Origin of the sequence: Guptibacillus hwajinpoensis (assembly GCF_020524165.1) — a bacterium.
GTDB classification, from domain to species: Bacteria; Bacillota; Bacilli; order Bacillales; family Guptibacillaceae; genus Guptibacillus; species Guptibacillus hwajinpoensis_D.
In genome coordinates this window covers 1-17,217 of record NZ_JAIVKU010000010.1, presented here as the reverse complement: position 1 = coordinate 17,217, position 17,217 = coordinate 1, and the positions used below count along the sequence as shown (strand labels likewise).

Here is a 17,217-nt window from a genome sequence, read left to right as displayed (position 1 = left end):
ATCCGAATAATTACTCATAATATATCACTAATGTACGGATTTATTCAAGGGTTCTTCTCACCTAGCAGTCGAACTGCATAAACTTGACCACAAAAGCCTCGTAATCCATTATAAATTCGCTGCATTCTTGATTCATGACGTGTAAGACCAAAGACAGTTGGCCCACTTCCACTCATAAGGACACCATCCGCCCCTAGACTTTCCATTTTTTCTTTTATTTGACGCACTTCTGGATGGAGTTTTAAGGTCACATCTTCTAAAACATTTCCAAGTAGGTCACAAATGCCTTCATAATTTTTCTCTTCAATCGCCTGCATCATTCCTCTTACATCAGGATGATTCATTTCATTTGTTCGAAGACGACGATATACCTCTGCTGTCGATACCCCTATTGAAGGTTTTGCAAGAATAACCCAGCACGGAGGAGGGGCATCAATCGGTTGTATAATCTCGCCTCTTCCCTTCGCAAGTGCTGTACCCCCATATACGCAAAACGCTACGTCTGAGCCAATCTCAGAACCAATATCAGCAAGTTGATCATAAGTAAGTCCCAATTCCCAAAGTTCATTAAGACCTCTTAACGTTGCGGCCGCATCGCTACTTCCCCCAGCTAGACCAGCAGCTACAGGAATTTGCTTATCAATCTTTATCGCAATTCCTTGCCGAATGTTAAATTTCTTTTTTAATAGGGCTGCCGCTTGAAATGCTAAATTTCTCTGATCATCTGGAACAAAGCCACTGGTGGATTCAATTATTATTTCATTTCGTCTTAGCTCCGTTAACTCAAGACGATCCGCCAGATCCACATTCGTCATAACCATTTCCACTTCATGAAAGCCATCAGGTCGTTTATGAAGCACATCAAGTGCTAAATTGATTTTCGCCGGCGCTTTCACACTCAATTTTTTTCTCATCTCGTTCACCTACATTTTCGTCCTACCGTTCGACATTTTAACTTACTGTGAATTATTGTAACACAACAAGCCTAAAAGAAAGAAACAGATTAAGAGCAGTCCTCGTCACAAAAAAAGAACCCCGGCTATTCACCAGAGTTCTTCAGTCACAGGGTTCAGTGTTTTTGTTGGTTTCCAAGTTGCTCTTCTGCTAGTTGAATGGCACGCTTCACGATGTTACCTGCATCGCGAGCTTTTATTCCACCCCAACCTTCTTTCTGAACCGTATCATAAAAGCCAAGCTCTTTCGCAATTTCTTCTTTCAAGTGATCAGACATAATCCCTCTACGTCTCGCCATGCGAATCAAGCTCCTTTCTATCCTGTGACACACTTAGTGTGAGGATTGAAAGCAAGCTATATACGATGAATATGTAACCAATAAAGGGAATAAATCTTTCTAAAGAAAGCAAAAAAGCAGTTAGACTGATTGCCTTAACCGCTTACTGCCGCTTGTTCTTCATTAAATGTAATTTGTACCGTATCTGTAAGAATATCTGTGTAGCTGTACGACACACGCTCAAATGCGTTGGTGTCCTGATCCAGCTTAACTATGAACACTGCCGGGTAGGTTTCTTCAAGGATGCCTGAACGTTGAATTGTCTTTCTGCGACCTCCGTTTGCCTTTAAGGTCAACCGTTTGCCAACCTGAGATTGTAACGTTTGTTTGATCTCAATAATCGTTTTTGCCATCGGAACCTCCACCTCACTTAGACAAATTATAACATCTTTTGCATCATCTTGTCAAATAAAACTTAAATTATAACAACGAAGCAAAAACAATGTCAATTGTTATTTACTAATGATGTGCATTTTTATTATTTCTTAATTTGTCGAAAAATATGTATTACCGATGAAACCTGTTTGTTTAAAAGAGTTTCCCATAGGAAAAGCACGACGCTTTTTTTAGTTCTAACAAAAAGAAAACGGATGAGTATCGTTCCCATCCGTTCTTTCACTCTGAATAATCCTCATTATCTTTCATCGGCATACCAGTTCGCAGTATCCCTTTTGTTTCAACGCCTCCAAGACCATCTTCACCAGTTAAGGTGTTCCTTAGGGCATCCCAAACGTTCACATGGTCTGTAAATGATGTAAGGGCAATTTTGGAGACAATAAAGACGGGGTCCAGCATGTGAATGTTTATACGTGAAGGCGAGCTTGCGAAATTAGCGCCAGCTCGAATTAATGATTCAAAGTGAGATTGGCATGCTCCCGCGAAAATCACAAGATGATCGAGGTTTGGAAAAACGCTTCTCACTTCTTTCACAGCACGAACAAAATAACGTGAATTGCGATAAGACTGCAGATCTTTCTTTTCACCTTTATGTTTCATATAGGCATCATGTCCTGTAATCACTAGTATATCTGGCCTTACATTGTTAACTAATTTAATAATATTCTCAGGAATTTCACTTTCTTTCATATACAGCCCATAGACCGGTACCCCTAGACGTTTATACATTTCCAGACATTTGCTAAGGTAAAGCGGATCGCCATCGATGTGAAGAATTTTACCTGGAAGTTCAAAAAAACTCGTTTCTTTCTTAAAATGACTGGTAGCCGAATATTCACGCTTCATTCGTAATAGCTGATAATCTTGCCTAAATAAGCGAAATGAATAATCCTCTTTCTCTTTCGACTGCTCTCTCCTCATTTTATGTTCACTCGAGTCAATTAATACAAGATCATCGAATGGGGCATCCGCAATAAGCCTCATATCTTCACCCACAAGTTCTGCTGACTTATTCGACTCATTTAACCTCGTTACTCGAAAGATTAAATCACAGCCATATGAACGTCTGGCAACGATATCTCCTTCTTTCATCGTCATCTCTTCCCTCCACGCCGCTTGACCTTTAAACGAAACGTTGGCTCCTTTTTCTACTATATGAGAACTTTTTGAAAAGATGATTTTTCTAGAATTGATTGCGAATCTCTAGAATGTCTTCGCTGCAGAAATGTAATTGGAAATAAAAAAACACCTGATCAGGTGTTTTTTTACATTAGTCTTTTCTCTTGTAAAATGCATTACTCAATGCCGCAAACTCTTCCATCGAAAGCGTTTCGCCGCGACGTCTTCCATCAATCCCTGTTTCCATCAATACTTCTTCAATCATTGGCTTCTCGTCTTTGCTTAATAAATTATTCTGCAAGTTATTCAATAAGGTCTTTCTTCGTTGACCAAAACTTGCTCGAATCACTTCAAAGAAATAAGCTTCATCTAATAAGTCAACAGGGGGCTCATCACGCAATTCTAAATGCAGAACCGCTGAATCAACATTTGGTTTAGGGACAAAAACTGTTTTTGGTACAGTTAAAGCTGTTTTTGCTACTGCATGATACTGTATAGCCAGCGAAAGTGATCCATACTCCTTCGATCCAGGTTTGGCAGCTATACGCTCAGCTACTTCTTTTTGAATCATAACGACAATCCCACGAACCGGGAGCTTCTCTTCTAATAACTTCATCAGAATAGGAGTTGTCACATAGTAAGGTAGGTTGGCAACCACCATTAAATCCTGACCCTCTTCAAATTCTTCGGCAATCACTTGATGAACATCTGCTTCTAACACATCACTATGACGAATATGAACGTGTGGATAAGGGGACAGCGTATCATCCAGGATTGGGAGAAGGCGCTGGTCTATTTCAAAGGCGACTACCTTCTTCGCTTGTTTCGCAAGTTTCTCTGTTAATGCACCAATTCCAGGACCAATTTCAATGGCACCGGATTCAGGCGTTAGGCCAGCCTGATCGACAATTTTAGTTAGCACATTTGAATCGATAAGAAAGTTTTGGCCAAGGCTTTTCTTAAAAGTAAATCCATATTTCGCTAATATTTCTTTTGTTCTAACGGGTGTGGATATTTCTTTATTCATTTCTCTTCCTCCTGTAACACTTCTTCGAGTGCCTGACGAAACTCTTCTTTTGATATTTGAAACATTTGGAGTCGCTTGAACAGCTGTTTTCCATTCATGTAACCCATCTGCAACCGCTCACCAAGGGCTTTTCTTCTCTCCTTAGCACGATCCCCGACCACTAGTCCTGCAGCGATGAGATCTTCCCATTCAATTAATACATCTGGTGTTTCAAACTCTTCTCTAACGGAGAGAATGGCTTCCTGAATATCTTGTATAGAAGCATGCTCAATTCCAACCTTTTTCCCATTTGAAGAAATCGCAAGCTTTTTATTCAGGAAAGCATGCTTACATGAAGGAAGACGTTCGCTTATGATCTGTCTTATACGCGTCCCAGGGTAGTCAGGGTCTGTAAACACGATAACGCCCCTTCTCTTCCAAGCCAGCTCAATTCGTTTGAGCGTTTCTTCACTAATTTCTGATCCATTTGTTTCAAGCGTATCAGCATCTACAGCTCGCTTCACAGCCAGTGTATCGTTCTTACCCTCTACGATAATAACTTCTTTTACTTTCACTCTGTTTCCTCCATAAGACGTAACCGAATCTATTTATAACGCTTTAATTTTTTTTAGGTTTCCTCATTAAACTTTTCTTTATCATACAAAAAACACAGAGAGAGATTTGCCTCACTCTGTGTTAATAGCATATCATAGATCGATCACTAGTCGAGAATCGTTATTTGAACGGTCTTATTTCCCCAAGCATAAGCCGCTGACTTCGAGGAGAAAAAGACGTCAATTTTGTTGCCTTTGATTGCTCCACCGGTATCCGCAGCAATCGCCGTTCCATATCCCTCAACGAACACTTTTGAGCCAAGTGGAATAACGCTTGGATCCACTGCAATTACTTTCGCGTTAGGATTGGATTTTAAATTAAACCCAGTCGACGTAATCCCTGAACAACCTGAACAATTTGCTGTATATGCTGTTGTTGATACGTTTAAGACTTTACCAGACGGTTCACTTTTAGGTTTTGACTCGGTTTTCTTTGTTTCAGTTGCAGATTTGCTAGACTTTGTTGATTTAGAAGGCTTCGAAGGCTCACTACTTGTTTTGACAGCCGTTTGGGTAATCACTTGTGTTCCAACTGCAACGATTTCGTCTCTGCTTTCCTTCACTACATCGGTTTTCACAAGCTCACGAGAAACCTCTTTACCATTTTCTAAAACAACTTCGTAATGTTTCTCCTGCTTGCCTTCTTCTCCACCTTCTAACACTTTCTCTGTGCCTTTTTGCATCGATTTATCGTTTTTCCTAATTGTTGCATAGTCAATAGGTTCTTCCACTACATCGGTGACCTTTTCCACTCGAATCACGTTAATTTTCGAGTTCGCTTTCACGTCCTCATCTTTGCCTGGTTCTACGCGATCAAGTTCTCCAAGTTGAATGTTCTGCTGTTCTAAAAAGCCAGCGACCGTAGTCGAAGTTGTCCAAAGATCTTTCTTCTTTCCACCGTCAGTTACAGCGACTTTAAAAGCCTCATCGACGGTGATTGTCATATTTTCTTTCAATTTATCATCGAGTGAAACAGACATTTCATCATGCTCACCTAGTTCAATACGCTGATCTTCCAGAAAGTCTTCTACTGTATCTTCTGTCGACCATACCTTTTTGTCATTGCCATTAACCGATAATGTCACTTGAGTAGCAGGTTTCCATTCAATCACGTCGCCAGCATTCAACTCTGCTGATAAATCGTGACTTAAATAATCATGTGCATTTGGACTCAAATCTTCATCACTTAATAACTCCGCAACTGTATCTGCATGTGTATCTACTAACTTCTCTTCCCCATCAAGGACAAGTGTTACCGAAGCTTTTGTAGTTTCAAACACGATAAAGCCGGAGACTAAACCCAGTACAATTACACTTAAGCAAATCATGAATACGTTCTTTCCGCCTTTAAGACGAGTAAAAAAGTTTTCCATGTTCGATTTCATTGTCATAGATCCTCCTTGAACCGACTGTGTTTCTTAAAGAAAAGCTTCTCACTTATCCCTTTTGCAAGATTAGTAGATAGACGATCTACTATATCTTTAATAGGGAAGATGTTTTTTCAAAAAAGCTTAAGATCAATTCTTTTTAACGACAACGGTTTTGATTAGCGATTAATACCGAAAAGGTTCATCGCATTTTCAGATGTTCTTTTTGCTAAATCTTCGTAGTCCATTTCCTTCAATTCTGCAATTTGCTCCGCGATTAGTTTCACGTACGCAGGTTCATTTCGCTTACCACGGTTTGGATGTGGTGCAAGGAAAGGGCAATCTGTTTCAATTAGCAAACGGTCGATCGGTATTTCTTTCGCAACTTCTTTAGGTAGTTTCGCATTCTTAAATGTCACTGGTCCTCCAAGAGAAATGTAGAAATTCATGTCAAGACACTCGTTTGCCTCTTCTACACCTCCAGCGAAACAGTGCATAATACCGCCTACCTCTGCTGCGTTTTCTTCCTTCAATACATCAATGACATCTCTCGTCGCTTCACGATTATGTATGATGATCGGTAAATTCACTCTTTTCGCAAGCGCGATTTGCTTACGAAAAACGTCTTTTTGTATGTCATGAGGTGATTTGTCCCAGTGATAATCAAGTCCCATCTCACCAATGGCTACTACTTTTGGGTGACCAGCAAGTTCTTCAATCCACTCGAGGTCTTCCTCTTTCATGTCAATGGCGTCAACAGGATGCCAGCCTACAGCTGCATAAAGGAAATCATACTTCTCAACAAGTGCCATGGCCTGTGTAATCGTTTCACGATCAAAACCAACGACAATCATCTTGCTCACTCCTGCTGCCTGAGCGCGTTCGATCACTTCTTGCTGATCTTCGGAAAATTGTTCAACATTCAAATGGGTGTGCGTGTCGAATAACATGTCAAAACTCCTTCTCCGCTCTAGTACGATGCTAGTGTACCAAACGTCCTAGTTTTTTTCTAAGTCTAAACAGTTTCATTTCAATTACATTTTGTTTACAACGAACACAAAATAAGTTAGAATATTCTGTATATTAAAGTGTTTTTAGCTTTCTTAACCCTTTTATTATTACGTAATACATGGACAGGTACTCACAAATGCGCCGTTTATTTACAGGGATATTTTGTGAGATAGAAAGTAAAAAAGACCCGATCTGTTAAGACCGAGTCTTGAGAGATTATTTAATTTGAGTTCCATTCGGCAAGCTTTCGGCAATGGTCGACAATTTCAATTCTCCATCGTGTTCACCTGCTAGAATCATGCCTTCAGATAATTCTCCCCTAAGCGTTACTGGCTTAAGATTGGATACACATACGACCTTTTTGCCGATGAGATCCTCTGCTTTATAATGTTTTGCGATCCCTGATACAACCTGTCTTGTTTCATAACCGAGATCTAGCTTCAATTTCAGAAGCTTATTTGCTTTTTTAACCGGTTCTACTTCAAGTACTTGAGCTACTCTTAAATCTACTTTTGTAAAGTCATCAATTGTAATTTCATCTAAATCTGGTTTTTCCACTGCTGGTGCTTCTTTCACAACATTGCCACCCATCTGTTCGACGATATAAGCAACCTCTTCCTCCCGATCAAGTCGTGGGAAAAGTGGTGCATCCTTTTGAACAGTTGTGCCACCAAAGCCTTGTTTGAATCCTAATGAATCCCAATTTGTTCGCTCACCTTCTGCAATCCCTAATTGAGCCCAAATCTTTTTAGGCGTTTGAGTTAAGAACGGCTGCAACAGAATACCAACTTGTCTTAACGATTCAGCAAGATGAACCATTACCGCTCCAAGCTGCTCTTTATTCGTCTCATCTTTCGCGAGAATCCATGGTTCTGTTTCATCAATGTACTTGTTCGTACGACTAATAAGCTGCCAAATGGATGCGAGTGCTACTGAAAACTCCATGTTTTCAAGAGAGCTTTCTACTTTTGAAATGGTGGAATTCACCATATCAACAAGTGTATTGTCAAATGCAGTAACAGAACCCTGATAAACAGGCACTTCACCGTCAAAGTATTTCGCAATCATAGCTACTGTTCGATTTAACAAGTTACCAAGATCGTTTGCTAAGTCGTGGTTAATTCGTTCAACAAAGCTCTCTGGTGTAAAGACCCCATCGGAACCAAACGGTACTTCACGTAGTAAGTAATAGCGCAAAGCATCCAGACCATAACGATCTATTAATGTTACCGGATCAACGACGTTACCTTTTGATTTCGACATTTTTCCATCTTTCATTAATAACCAACCATGGGCAAAAACTTTCTTAGGAAGTGGAAGATCAAGTGACATTAACATAATTGGCCAGTAAATCGTATGGAAACGTACGATTTCTTTTCCAACAAGGTGGACATCTGCAGGCCAGAACTTATTATATAGTTGATCATTTTCAGTTCCATACCCCAGGGAGGTGATGTAATTGGATAATGCATCAATCCATACGTAAATGACATGTTTAGGATCGCCAGGTACTTTAACGCCCCAGTCGAAAGAAGTTCGCGATACAGCAAGATCTTCAAGACCAGGCTTAATGAAGTTGTTAATCATTTCATTCTTTCTAGATTCCGGTTGGATAAATTCAGGATTATCTTCGTAGAATTTCAGTAGACGATCCGCGTATTTACCCATTTTAAAGAAGTAAGACTCTTCCTTTACTTTTTCTACTTCTCGTCCACAGTCGGGGCATTTGCCATCAACTAACTGCCGTTCAGTAAAGAAAGACTCGCACTGAGTACAATACCATCCTTCGTACTGGTCAAGATAGATATCGCCTTTCTCGTACATCTTTTGAAAAATTGTTTCCACAATCTCTTCGTGTCGCTTCTCTGTTGTGCGGATAAAATCATCGTAACTAATGTCTAATTTATCCCACAAGTCTTTAATACCCGCAACGATATCATCAACATATTGTTGAGGGGTAACGCCTTGTTCCTGTGCTTTCTTTTGGATTTTTTGTCCATGCTCATCCGTTCCAGTTAAGTATTGAACTTCAAATCCTCTTAATCGCTTGTAACGAGCCATTGCATCGCCAGCTACTGTTGTGTAGGCGTGGCCAATGTGCAATTTACCGCTAGGATAATAGATCGGTGTTGTAATATAAAACGTCTTGTCACCCATGTTGCTTCCTCCTTGATTAAAACAGTTATAAGTGGAACGTCATGATCCTTTTTAAGAAATAATGAATTCCCCACCTTAACGTCAAACTGGACTCACGTTTTGAGATGGGGCTACTAGATAAAAAGCTCCCGTCCCACCTTGGACGAGAACGTTAGCAACCTTTAACTACAGCCCGCAATAGCGTACCGCTATGTACATTAAGCACAATTCTTCTTCATCAAAATATAACTAATTTAAGGAATAATTGCAAGGAAGCGAGGCTTAAATCCCTTTTACCTACACAAATTTACAATTCTTGTCGAAGGATTTACAAGAAAATTGTCGAATTATTAATATAGGCAAGTCAGGTTTTGGCAATTTCATAGTACTATCAATCCCTTAACGGACCTTTTTTCAGGAAATATTTACCCATTTAAAAGGATTGACGCTAATGGGAAACACTGGTATTATATAGAACATAAATAGAGAAATTTGTCGAATCCTGACGTAATTAATAAAAAATTGGGAATAGGGGAGTATAAAACATGAAATCTACTGGTATTGTACGTAAAGTTGACGAGCTTGGCCGTGTTGTTATTCCGATCGAACTACGCCGTACTCTTGGCATCGCAGAAAAGGACGCTCTTGAAATCTACGTTGACGACGAGCGTATCATTCTTAAAAAGTATAAGCCTAACATGACTTGCCAGGTAACTGGTGAAGTATCCGATGACAATTTAGCAATCGGTAACGGGAAGCTTATCCTTAGCAAAGAAGGCGCAGAACAAGTATTGGAAGAAATTCAAAAAGCTCTTGCAAAATAATGATCAAATAGAAAAGCTCCTGCCTGCGGCAGGAGCTTTTTTTCGACATCGTTATTCGACATGATACGCTTGATACACATCTCTTTTGGGAAGCTCTCTTTCTAAAGACACTTGTTTAATTGCATCCTTGCTTTTCATGCCTTCATTAACATAGTGCTCCACGTGTTCTTGTAATGAAAAATTTGTCCACCACTGTTCTTCATCCCTGGTCTCTTCTTCAGTACCACCTTGAATGATGATACAGAATTCGCCTCGAATCTCTGACTGCTCACACCAGATAAGGACTTCTTCTACTGTTCCGCGAATAAACTCTTCATATCGCTTCGTTAATTCTCTTGCTATAACAATCTCTCTGTTGCCAAGTACTTCTAGAATGGCTTTCATCATTTCCTTTAAGCGATGAGGAGCTTCATAGAACATAATTGGTGAAGGAATACTTCTTAATTGAGATAGTTCTTTCTTCCGCTCTTTTTTCTGTCGTGAAAGGAAACCATAATAATAGAAATGCTGTGTCGGTAAGCCTGATGCAACGAGTGCAGTAATGGCAGCATTTGCACCCGGTAATGGGATAACAGAAATATTTTCAGCGAGACAAGATGATACAATTTCATATCCTGGGTCGGAAATAGCCGGCATCCCAGCATCACTAATAAGAGCAATGGATTGCCCTTCTCTTAACCGCTCCAGTAACTTAAAACCACTCGACTCTTTATTGTGTTCATGATAGCTAATTAACTTTGTTTCAATATCGAAGTGATTGGTCAATTTTTTTGATTGTCTCGTATCTTCTGCAGCAATAAGATCAACATCTTTTAACGTTTGAATCGCTCGAAAAGTCATATCATTTAAATTGCCGATTGGGGTCGGGACGAGATAAAGTTTTCCTGTCTCGCTCTCTTTGTAACTCTGTTGACTCCACATGATTTTGCCTCTCTTCTTTAATAATCTTTTCTTTTTTTTCGCGCGACAATTGTTTGATTTGATATTCTACTTGCATCGCTTCACGCTTCGTCTCGAAGGCAACCTGGTAGACGAGAGTCAGTGGCCCTCTTCCCCTTGTATATTTAGCTCCTTTTCCACATTCATGTTGTGCTAACCGTTGAGCTATATCCGTCGTATAACCAGTATAATAGCTTCCATCTCCACACTCCAATATATACACGAAGTGATTAGAGTTCTTCATATACGCTGCTCATTTCATCGGTGTATTGATTATCGTTTCGATAAACAATGAAGGGTGGCAACACTTTTAAATCAGGTTTTCCATCTTTTATACCTTCTATCAAAAGCGTGTTGGCTTCTTTACCAGCTTTCGGATAAACAAGCTGCATTCTTTTTGGTTCGATTCGATACTTTCGCATCAACGTCATAATATCCAGTAATCTTTCAGGACGATGGACAAGGGATACCTTTCCGCCCTGCTTAACTAATCGACTACACGATTGAATAACATCTTCAAGAGTACACATCACTTCATGACGAGCAATCGTAAGGTGCTCATTTAAGTTACGCTGCTCATTTCGCTGACTTTTAAAATAAGGGGGATTGCACGTGACAGCATCATATGATTCCTGTTTAATTGTTAAAGGTAATTCTCGAATATCCGCATGATGAAGTGTTAATTGATCACCAAGTTGATTTAATTCAATACTTCTTTGTCCCATATTAAAAAGACGATCTTGTATTTCTACCCCTTCAATTGGCACTTCACTTCGACGTGAGAGCAATAATGGAATAATCCCGTTTCCTGTGCATAGATCAATCATTTTTCCGCGCTTAATTGGAATCCAAGCAAACCTCGCTAGTAAGATTGCATCTAAGGAAAAGGAAAAAACGGTTGGACTTTGAATAATACTTAGTTCATTTTCAATGATGTAATCAATTCGTTCATCACCGTTTAATTGCATGATACTGTGCTCCTATCTGTATCAATTGGTTATCATATCATTATAAAGTGTAAAAAAGGTCTTTCCATTTGCGGAAAGACCGGATCACTACTTCTTATTTAAGAACGACAGGCAGAAGAGACAATCTCCTTCTGTCCGAATACTACCATAGTGGAGATTGCAAATATGAAAACCTTCCTGGTACAACCTGGCAAGGTTATCATAACCTTCTCCAACTTCTGGTTTACCACGCTTCTTCTTGCCAGATGAATGACTCTTCGGCTCTGAAGTTTGTTCTAACCGCTCTCGCAAGTGGTGATTCTCAATTTCGAGATGGTGATTTTCTTCCAGAAGTCCTGCAAGATGTTCTTTTAGTTCGCCTAATTGTTTGTATAAGTCACCAATCTGTTCTTCCATTGAGCTTACACGTGAAAAAACTTCTTTTTTCTCCACTTCCGTTCCACCTCAATCAATCTGTGGCTTGCGTAGATACTGCGCCGTCTTGTATTAATTCATCAAGCGTATATTCTGTCACGCGGTTAAGTTCGAACAATTCGACCTGAACAAGACGCTCCAATATATTCAACCCAACAACTTTCCCTTTGCCCTGTCCGGTATGGATCGTCTTCCCAACGTCTGGAAGCTCTTTCTTACCGGATTCATAAGCATCGTTTTCATACTTCAAGCAGCACATTAACCTGCCGCATAATCCAGATATTTTAGCAGGATTTAATGAAAGGTTTTGATCTTTCGCCATCTTAATCGAAACAGGTTCAAAATCGCCTAGCCACGTTGAACAACAAAGCATCCTGCCACAAGGTCCAATACCGCCAAGCATTTTCGCTTCATCGCGTACTCCAATTTGACGAAGCTCAATTCTTGTCCGAAAAATGGATGCGAGCCCTTTCACAAGTTCGCGAAAATCTACTCTTCCATCTGCTGTAAAATAAAAAATGATTTTATTTCGATCAAATGTATATTCAACATCAACAAGCTTCATATCAAGCTTGTACTCTTCAATTTTAGAAACGCATACATCAAAGGCTTCTTCAGCCGCATGTTTATTATCTTCTACCGCAAGACGATCTTTCTCATCCGCTATACGAATTACTTTCTTAAGAGGAAGAACAATATCTTCTTCATCAACTTGCTTGTTAGCTAAAACAACTTTCCCAAATTCAACCCCTCTTGCAGTCTCCACGATAACAAATTCCTTGTCGGACACCTGGAGGCTACTCGGATCAAAGTAATAGATCTTCCCCGCTTTTTTAAAGCGAACGCCAACTACTTCATACACAAACTTATCCCTCCCGTAACCTGAGCACTAGCTGTTCCATCACAAACTGCGGGTTTGTGTTTGCACTCAGACGTCTTTTGGCATCGAGTATCGCCATCATATGCTGACTTATCTTCTTTCTTCCGAATTGAAGGGCATAACGTTCGAGCTTATCCTTCTGATCTGCATAGACAATTCGATTATCCTGCAGTTGTATCTTCATTAAATCCTTATACCAAAAAAGCATAAGATTAAGGCCCATATCCTGCTGCGTTTTTTCCTTAAAATGTGCTAGCCATTTGTCATGGATCGTTAGGAAAACCTGATGAGGTCTTTCCTTCAACTCTTCAGTCAATTGTATCACTATCGCTCTTGCCTGTGCAAACCACTCATCAAGCGCAAGCTCCTTTGCTGCGCGCTGATCATTCGTTAGCTGAGCAGCTGTTTTAGCAAGGTATGACGCCACCCCTTCGTTTATAAGTGCTTCTTCTACTCCACTTGTTGAAAGAGGTTGAAAGGTGATCACCTGACATCTTGAATAAATCGTCGAAAGAATATGTTGCTTTTGTTCTGTTAATAATATGGCCATCGTCATTTGCCCTGGCTCTTCTAGAAATTTAAGTAAACTATTTGCGGCCTGAGTGGTCATACGATCAGAATGATTCAAGATATATACTTTTTTACGAGACTCAACTCCAAGGTAGGAGAATTCCTTTTGTAGTTTTCTTATTTGGTCAATTTTGATCGATTGTCCCTCGGGTTCGATAAGATGGAGATCCGGGTGGTTACCTGAATCAATTCGTTTACAGTCTTTACACTGTTGGCACGGATCCATTCCTGTTCGCTCCTGGCAAAAATAAGTTTTCGCCATATGAACGGCGATGTCTTTTTTTCCAGTCCCTGCTCCACCATCAAATAAGTAAGCGTGAGACAGACGTTCTTTTTTAAAACTGTTGGTGACCATCCTAACGACTGTAGGCTGGCGCTCTTTTAATTCAATCCAATCTGTCATTTCTATCCCTCATCCTACTAGTTTAAAAATGATGGAAAGCCTCTACAGGAAGAACAAACACCGTTGCTCCCCCTACCGACACCTCAACAGGATAAGGGACATAAGAATCCGCATTGCCTCCCATTGGCGATACCGGTGCTACCATCTGCTCTCTGCTCTGGCAATTGTCTTTAATAATATCAAGAAGCTTTTGTACACGATGATCTTCTGTACCAATTAAGAATGTTGTATTTCCAGCACGTAAAAATCCACCCGTCGTCGCAAGTTTGGTTGCCTGAAAATTATAGTCGACCAGGGCATTGGATAAGCGATTGCTATCTTTATCCTGCACGACAGCCATAACTAACTTCATAATTATCCTCCCCGGGGCGCATAAACCCGTTTATTCGTTATTAGTAGAATAGTTATCCCAAAGGTCTTTAAAATCCTCTATTATTGCTGAAAAAATCTCATCAACTTTTTTCTCACCATTGATTAAATGAATTCGTTCATTATTTTCTTTATATAATTCTAAAAAGGCTTCCCTTACCTTTTCGTGATAAGCCGTGCCTTTCTGTTCAATTCGATCCAATTGGTTCCGAGCGATCATTCTTTCTTTTCCTACGGAAACAGGAAGATCAATCATATAGCTTCTATCTGGCGTAAGACCTCCTGTTGCAAAGTCATTAATCACCTTTACAGTTTCAACATCTAATCCTAAGCCCACTCCTTGATAAGCAATCGATGCATCAACAAAGCGATCACAAATGACAAGGTACCCTTCATTTAATGCCGGGATGATCTTCTCTCTTACGTGCTGTGCACGCGATGAAGCATAAAGAAGAACCTCTGTTTCATCCACCATCTCTTTATGCTCCGGATTTAAAATAAGCGATCGAATTTGGTCGCTGATCGCAGTACCCCCTGGTTCCCTTGTATGAATATATTGAATACCTTCTTCATTTAAATAATCGGCTAATTTCTGAACCTGGGTCGATTTCCCCGCCCCATCCGGTCCTTCAAATGTGATAAATAATCCTTTCAATGCTCTACTCCTCTTCTATTGCAATCTCAATCATCTCATCATTTATTCCCTGTATATGTCCCCCAGAAAGCAGAATCGATTCTAAACGTTTTACCTTCTCTAATGGAATTCGTTCACCCGGTAGCACAACAGGAATCCCTGGGGGATATGGAATCAAACCTCTTGCAGCTATCATGTCAGTGGCCTCCGTTAGCTTAACCCTCTTTGTATTCATCGTCTCCAATTTCGCAAAGGAATAAGCAGGAGAAGTCATATCTTCATGATCCACTTCATATAGAATTTTATTAAAATTGACTTCATTTCTATAAAGAGCAATCTTTTTAAATGCCTGTAGCGTTCGCGTATAAACCTCTTCATTAAAAGCAATTGGGCAAACGAGTAAGACGTTTAACGGGTCACTTAGCTCCACAAATATACCTTCATTCTCAAGCTTCTTTGCTAACTCATATCCTGATAGCCCAGCTAGCTGAACCGTTATTTTGAGCGGATCAAGGTGATGATACGCACGACTTACATCTCCAATAACTTTTATACCAGGAACTTCACTCAATCGTTTCTTAAACTGACGAATCTCTTCTAAAATTTGACCTAGCTGCTGATCTGTAAGAGAAGAGAGGTAGTGTCTTGCTAAATCGAGGGAAGCCATAATTGGATAAGACGGACTACTTGATTGAAAGACTTGTAAATAGTCATCTATTGCACTCTTAAGATCTTCATTCCCTAGATGCAAGTAAGCGCCCATTGTCATAGCGGGAAGTGTTTTATGAGCAGATTGAACAACGACATCTGCTCCTTGCTTTAAAGCACTCTCAGGGAAAAAACGCTCTCTTATAAAATGCGCCCCGTGCGCTTCATCAACCAGTACCGCCACTCCGTGCTGATGTGCGTAATCGATAATTGGCCTTAAGTCCAAAGTCATTCCATAATAATTGGGATTTGTCAGAACAACTGCTTTGATATTGCTATATCTCGAAAGTGCTCGATTGATAAGTTCAATCGAAACTCCAGTTGGTACCTGGCTTTCTTCATCAATAAATGGAGTAAGAAACACAGGTTGTGCTTTCGCTAAGCGAAGTCCATTCAAAATCGATTTGTGACAATTTTTCTGAACGAGAACACCATCTCCTTCAGAACAAACTGCCATTAACATCGCAAGATTACCAGCTGTGGAACCACCGACCAAGAAGCGAGTTTCAACACTTCCATAGAGATCTGCTGTCAGCCGTTCTGCCTCTTTAATGGGACCTTCTGCATGATGAAGGTCATCTAGTCCCGGAAGCTCTGTTGCATCTATTCTCAATAATTTTTTATACAAATGATCGGCACGTTTATAAGAAGAAAAAACCGTTCCATTCTTATGCCCTGGAACATGAAAAGAAAAAGGGTTCTGATCCTTCCACACGGTCAGAGCCTCATATAATGGTGCTTGATCTATTTTGCTCATTAAACCCACTTCTATCTATCGAAGATTCATTTACGTATACTCGTATTCTATCATTTTCTAGACTATCGGAGAAGTAAAGGGGGTAAGCTAATTCGTTTAACTATTCCTTTTTAGAACATGTAAAAAAGCAGGTAGCTTATGGAGCAGCTATCTGCCTATGCTAATCGACTTAGTCGTAGTTTGCGTAATTTTTCAAGATAAAATTGATAGTTCTCATGACTTGTATCTGTTTGTATCACCTTGCGTTCACATTCATAACAGATAAAACGTTCACAAATATGGATACCTTTGAAACTATGCTCCTCGCAAACAAGACAACACTCACTAAAGATCTCCTTGATTGCCTTCTCCATCTTCCCACCTCCATGGTAAAAGCATTGCCCAATTATAGTGGATCTATACCAGTTTCATTCAATTCAAGCTGACTTTTCGCTTCTTTCTAAGGATATGTGCCTCTAACTTATCCCGTGTCTGTGATTTACGAAAAGAAAGAGAAATTTTATAGGAATAGATATTGAAGCTGAGGGATTCGTGAGAAGGTATGAGGAGTATTCCGCGAAAGATGAATTTATTCCGCGCTTTTCATGACTAATTCCGCGAACGCGCTAAATGAGGGCTTTCAGCTAGTAAAACCGCATCCGTAAAACCATACAAAAAAGGCGAGAAACCGTTTGGTCTCTCGCCTTTCTTCTTTGCCCAGCGACGTCCTACTCTTGCAGGGGGAGATCCCCCAACTACCATCGGCGCTGAAGAGCTTAACTTCCGTGTTCGGCATGGGAACGGGTGTGACCTCTTCGCCATCGTCACTAGA

Annotated in this window: 20 protein-coding genes and 1 rRNA gene; 1 reads left to right on the top strand and 20 read right to left on the bottom strand. The window is 40.1% G+C overall.

What is annotated here, in order from left to right; all coding sequences use genetic code 11:
- Positions 1-44 precede the first annotated feature (44 nt).
- The 9 genes from ispE to metG form a co-directional block, all read right to left on the bottom strand.
- Positions 45-914 (bottom strand): 4-(cytidine 5'-diphospho)-2-C-methyl-D-erythritol kinase, encoded by an 870-nt coding sequence (ispE, locus tag LC090_RS21275; protein WP_226660099.1) that lies wholly within the window; start codon positions 912-914, stop codon positions 45-47.
- 155 nt (positions 915-1,069) lie between these two features.
- Positions 1,070-1,252, bottom strand: coding sequence for a small, acid-soluble spore protein, alpha/beta type (locus tag LC090_RS21270; protein WP_098445909.1), 183 nt, complete (start codon positions 1,250-1,252; stop codon positions 1,070-1,072).
- Positions 1,253-1,386: 134 nt separating this feature from the next.
- Positions 1,387-1,644: a biofilm formation stimulator Veg gene (gene veg / locus LC090_RS21265; RefSeq protein ID WP_098445908.1), complete on the bottom strand. Its 258-nt coding sequence runs from the start codon at positions 1,642-1,644 to the stop codon at positions 1,387-1,389.
- Between the two features lie 262 nt (positions 1,645-1,906).
- The gene (yabG, locus tag LC090_RS21260) at positions 1,907-2,785 is read right to left on the bottom strand and encodes a sporulation peptidase YabG (protein ID WP_226660098.1); all 879 of its coding nucleotides are present in this window, start codon (positions 2,783-2,785) and stop codon (positions 1,907-1,909) included.
- A 172-nt stretch (positions 2,786-2,957) separates the two neighbouring features.
- Positions 2,958-3,833, bottom strand: a complete 876-nt coding sequence (gene rsmA, locus LC090_RS21255; protein WP_226660097.1) for a 16S rRNA (adenine(1518)-N(6)/adenine(1519)-N(6))-dimethyltransferase RsmA — start codon at positions 3,831-3,833, stop codon at positions 2,958-2,960.
- Entirely contained in the window at positions 3,830-4,387 is a 558-nt protein-coding gene (rnmV, locus tag LC090_RS21250; RefSeq protein WP_226660096.1) for a ribonuclease M5, read from the bottom strand. The genes rsmA and rnmV overlap by 4 nt, the downstream gene beginning before the upstream one ends.
- 146 nt (positions 4,388-4,533) lie before the next feature.
- Entirely contained in the window at positions 4,534-5,811 is a 1,278-nt protein-coding gene (locus LC090_RS21245) for a G5 and 3D domain-containing protein (protein WP_226660095.1), read from the bottom strand.
- A gap of 161 nt (positions 5,812-5,972) precedes the next feature.
- Entirely contained in the window at positions 5,973-6,743 is a 771-nt protein-coding gene (locus LC090_RS21240; protein ID WP_226660094.1) for a TatD family hydrolase, read from the bottom strand.
- A gap of 277 nt (positions 6,744-7,020) precedes the next feature.
- Entirely contained in the window at positions 7,021-8,961 is a 1,941-nt protein-coding gene (gene metG / locus LC090_RS21235; protein ID WP_226660093.1) for a methionine--tRNA ligase, read from the bottom strand.
- 524 nt (positions 8,962-9,485) lie between these two features.
- Between metG and LC090_RS21230 the strand changes: the two genes are divergently transcribed.
- Positions 9,486-9,764: an AbrB/MazE/SpoVT family DNA-binding domain-containing protein gene (locus LC090_RS21230; protein WP_098445902.1), complete on the top strand. Its 279-nt coding sequence runs from the start codon at positions 9,486-9,488 to the stop codon at positions 9,762-9,764.
- 51 nt (positions 9,765-9,815) lie between these two features.
- Here LC090_RS21230 and rsmI read toward each other — a convergent pair whose 3' ends face one another.
- The 11 genes from rsmI to rrf all read right to left on the bottom strand — a co-directional run bounded on the left by rsmI (position 9,816) and on the right by rrf (position 17,217).
- Complete coding sequence (gene rsmI / locus LC090_RS21225) at positions 9,816-10,685, bottom strand: 16S rRNA (cytidine(1402)-2'-O)-methyltransferase (RefSeq protein ID WP_226660092.1); 870 nt, start codon at positions 10,683-10,685, stop codon at positions 9,816-9,818.
- The gene (locus tag LC090_RS21220; RefSeq protein WP_226660091.1) at positions 10,606-10,947 is read right to left on the bottom strand and encodes a GIY-YIG nuclease family protein; all 342 of its coding nucleotides are present in this window, start codon (positions 10,945-10,947) and stop codon (positions 10,606-10,608) included. Before LC090_RS21220 ends, rsmI begins: the two co-directional genes overlap by 80 nt.
- Positions 10,934-11,671, bottom strand: a complete 738-nt coding sequence (locus LC090_RS21215; RefSeq protein WP_226660090.1) for a tRNA1(Val) (adenine(37)-N6)-methyltransferase — start codon at positions 11,669-11,671, stop codon at positions 10,934-10,936. Before LC090_RS21215 ends, LC090_RS21220 begins: the two co-directional genes overlap by 14 nt.
- 87 nt (positions 11,672-11,758) lie before the next feature.
- On the bottom strand, positions 11,759-12,103 hold the full coding sequence (gene yabA, locus LC090_RS21210) for a DNA replication initiation control protein YabA (protein WP_098445898.1): 345 nt from the start codon (positions 12,101-12,103) through the stop codon (positions 11,759-11,761).
- 16 nt (positions 12,104-12,119) lie between these two features.
- Complete coding sequence (locus LC090_RS21205) at positions 12,120-12,947, bottom strand: PSP1 domain-containing protein (RefSeq protein ID WP_098445897.1); 828 nt, start codon at positions 12,945-12,947, stop codon at positions 12,120-12,122.
- A gap of 4 nt (positions 12,948-12,951) precedes the next feature.
- Positions 12,952-13,938, bottom strand: coding sequence for a DNA polymerase III subunit delta' (gene holB / locus LC090_RS21200; RefSeq protein WP_226660089.1), 987 nt, complete (start codon positions 13,936-13,938; stop codon positions 12,952-12,954).
- A 22-nt stretch (positions 13,939-13,960) separates the two neighbouring features.
- Positions 13,961-14,290 (bottom strand): cyclic-di-AMP receptor, encoded by a 330-nt coding sequence (locus LC090_RS21195; protein WP_224591280.1) that lies wholly within the window; start codon positions 14,288-14,290, stop codon positions 13,961-13,963.
- Positions 14,291-14,320: 30 nt separating this feature from the next.
- Positions 14,321-14,962 carry a dTMP kinase gene (gene tmk, locus LC090_RS21190; protein ID WP_226660088.1) on the bottom strand — a complete coding sequence of 214 codons (642 nt, stop codon included), beginning with the start codon at positions 14,960-14,962 and terminating at the stop codon, positions 14,321-14,323.
- A gap of 4 nt (positions 14,963-14,966) precedes the next feature.
- Entirely contained in the window at positions 14,967-16,406 is a 1,440-nt protein-coding gene (locus LC090_RS21185) for an aminotransferase class I/II-fold pyridoxal phosphate-dependent enzyme (protein ID WP_226660087.1), read from the bottom strand.
- Between the two features lie 155 nt (positions 16,407-16,561).
- Entirely contained in the window at positions 16,562-16,759 is a 198-nt protein-coding gene (locus LC090_RS21180; RefSeq protein WP_226660086.1) for a sigma factor G inhibitor Gin, read from the bottom strand.
- Positions 16,760-17,100: 341 nt separating this feature from the next.
- Positions 17,101-17,217, bottom strand: a 5S ribosomal RNA gene (gene rrf / locus LC090_RS21175).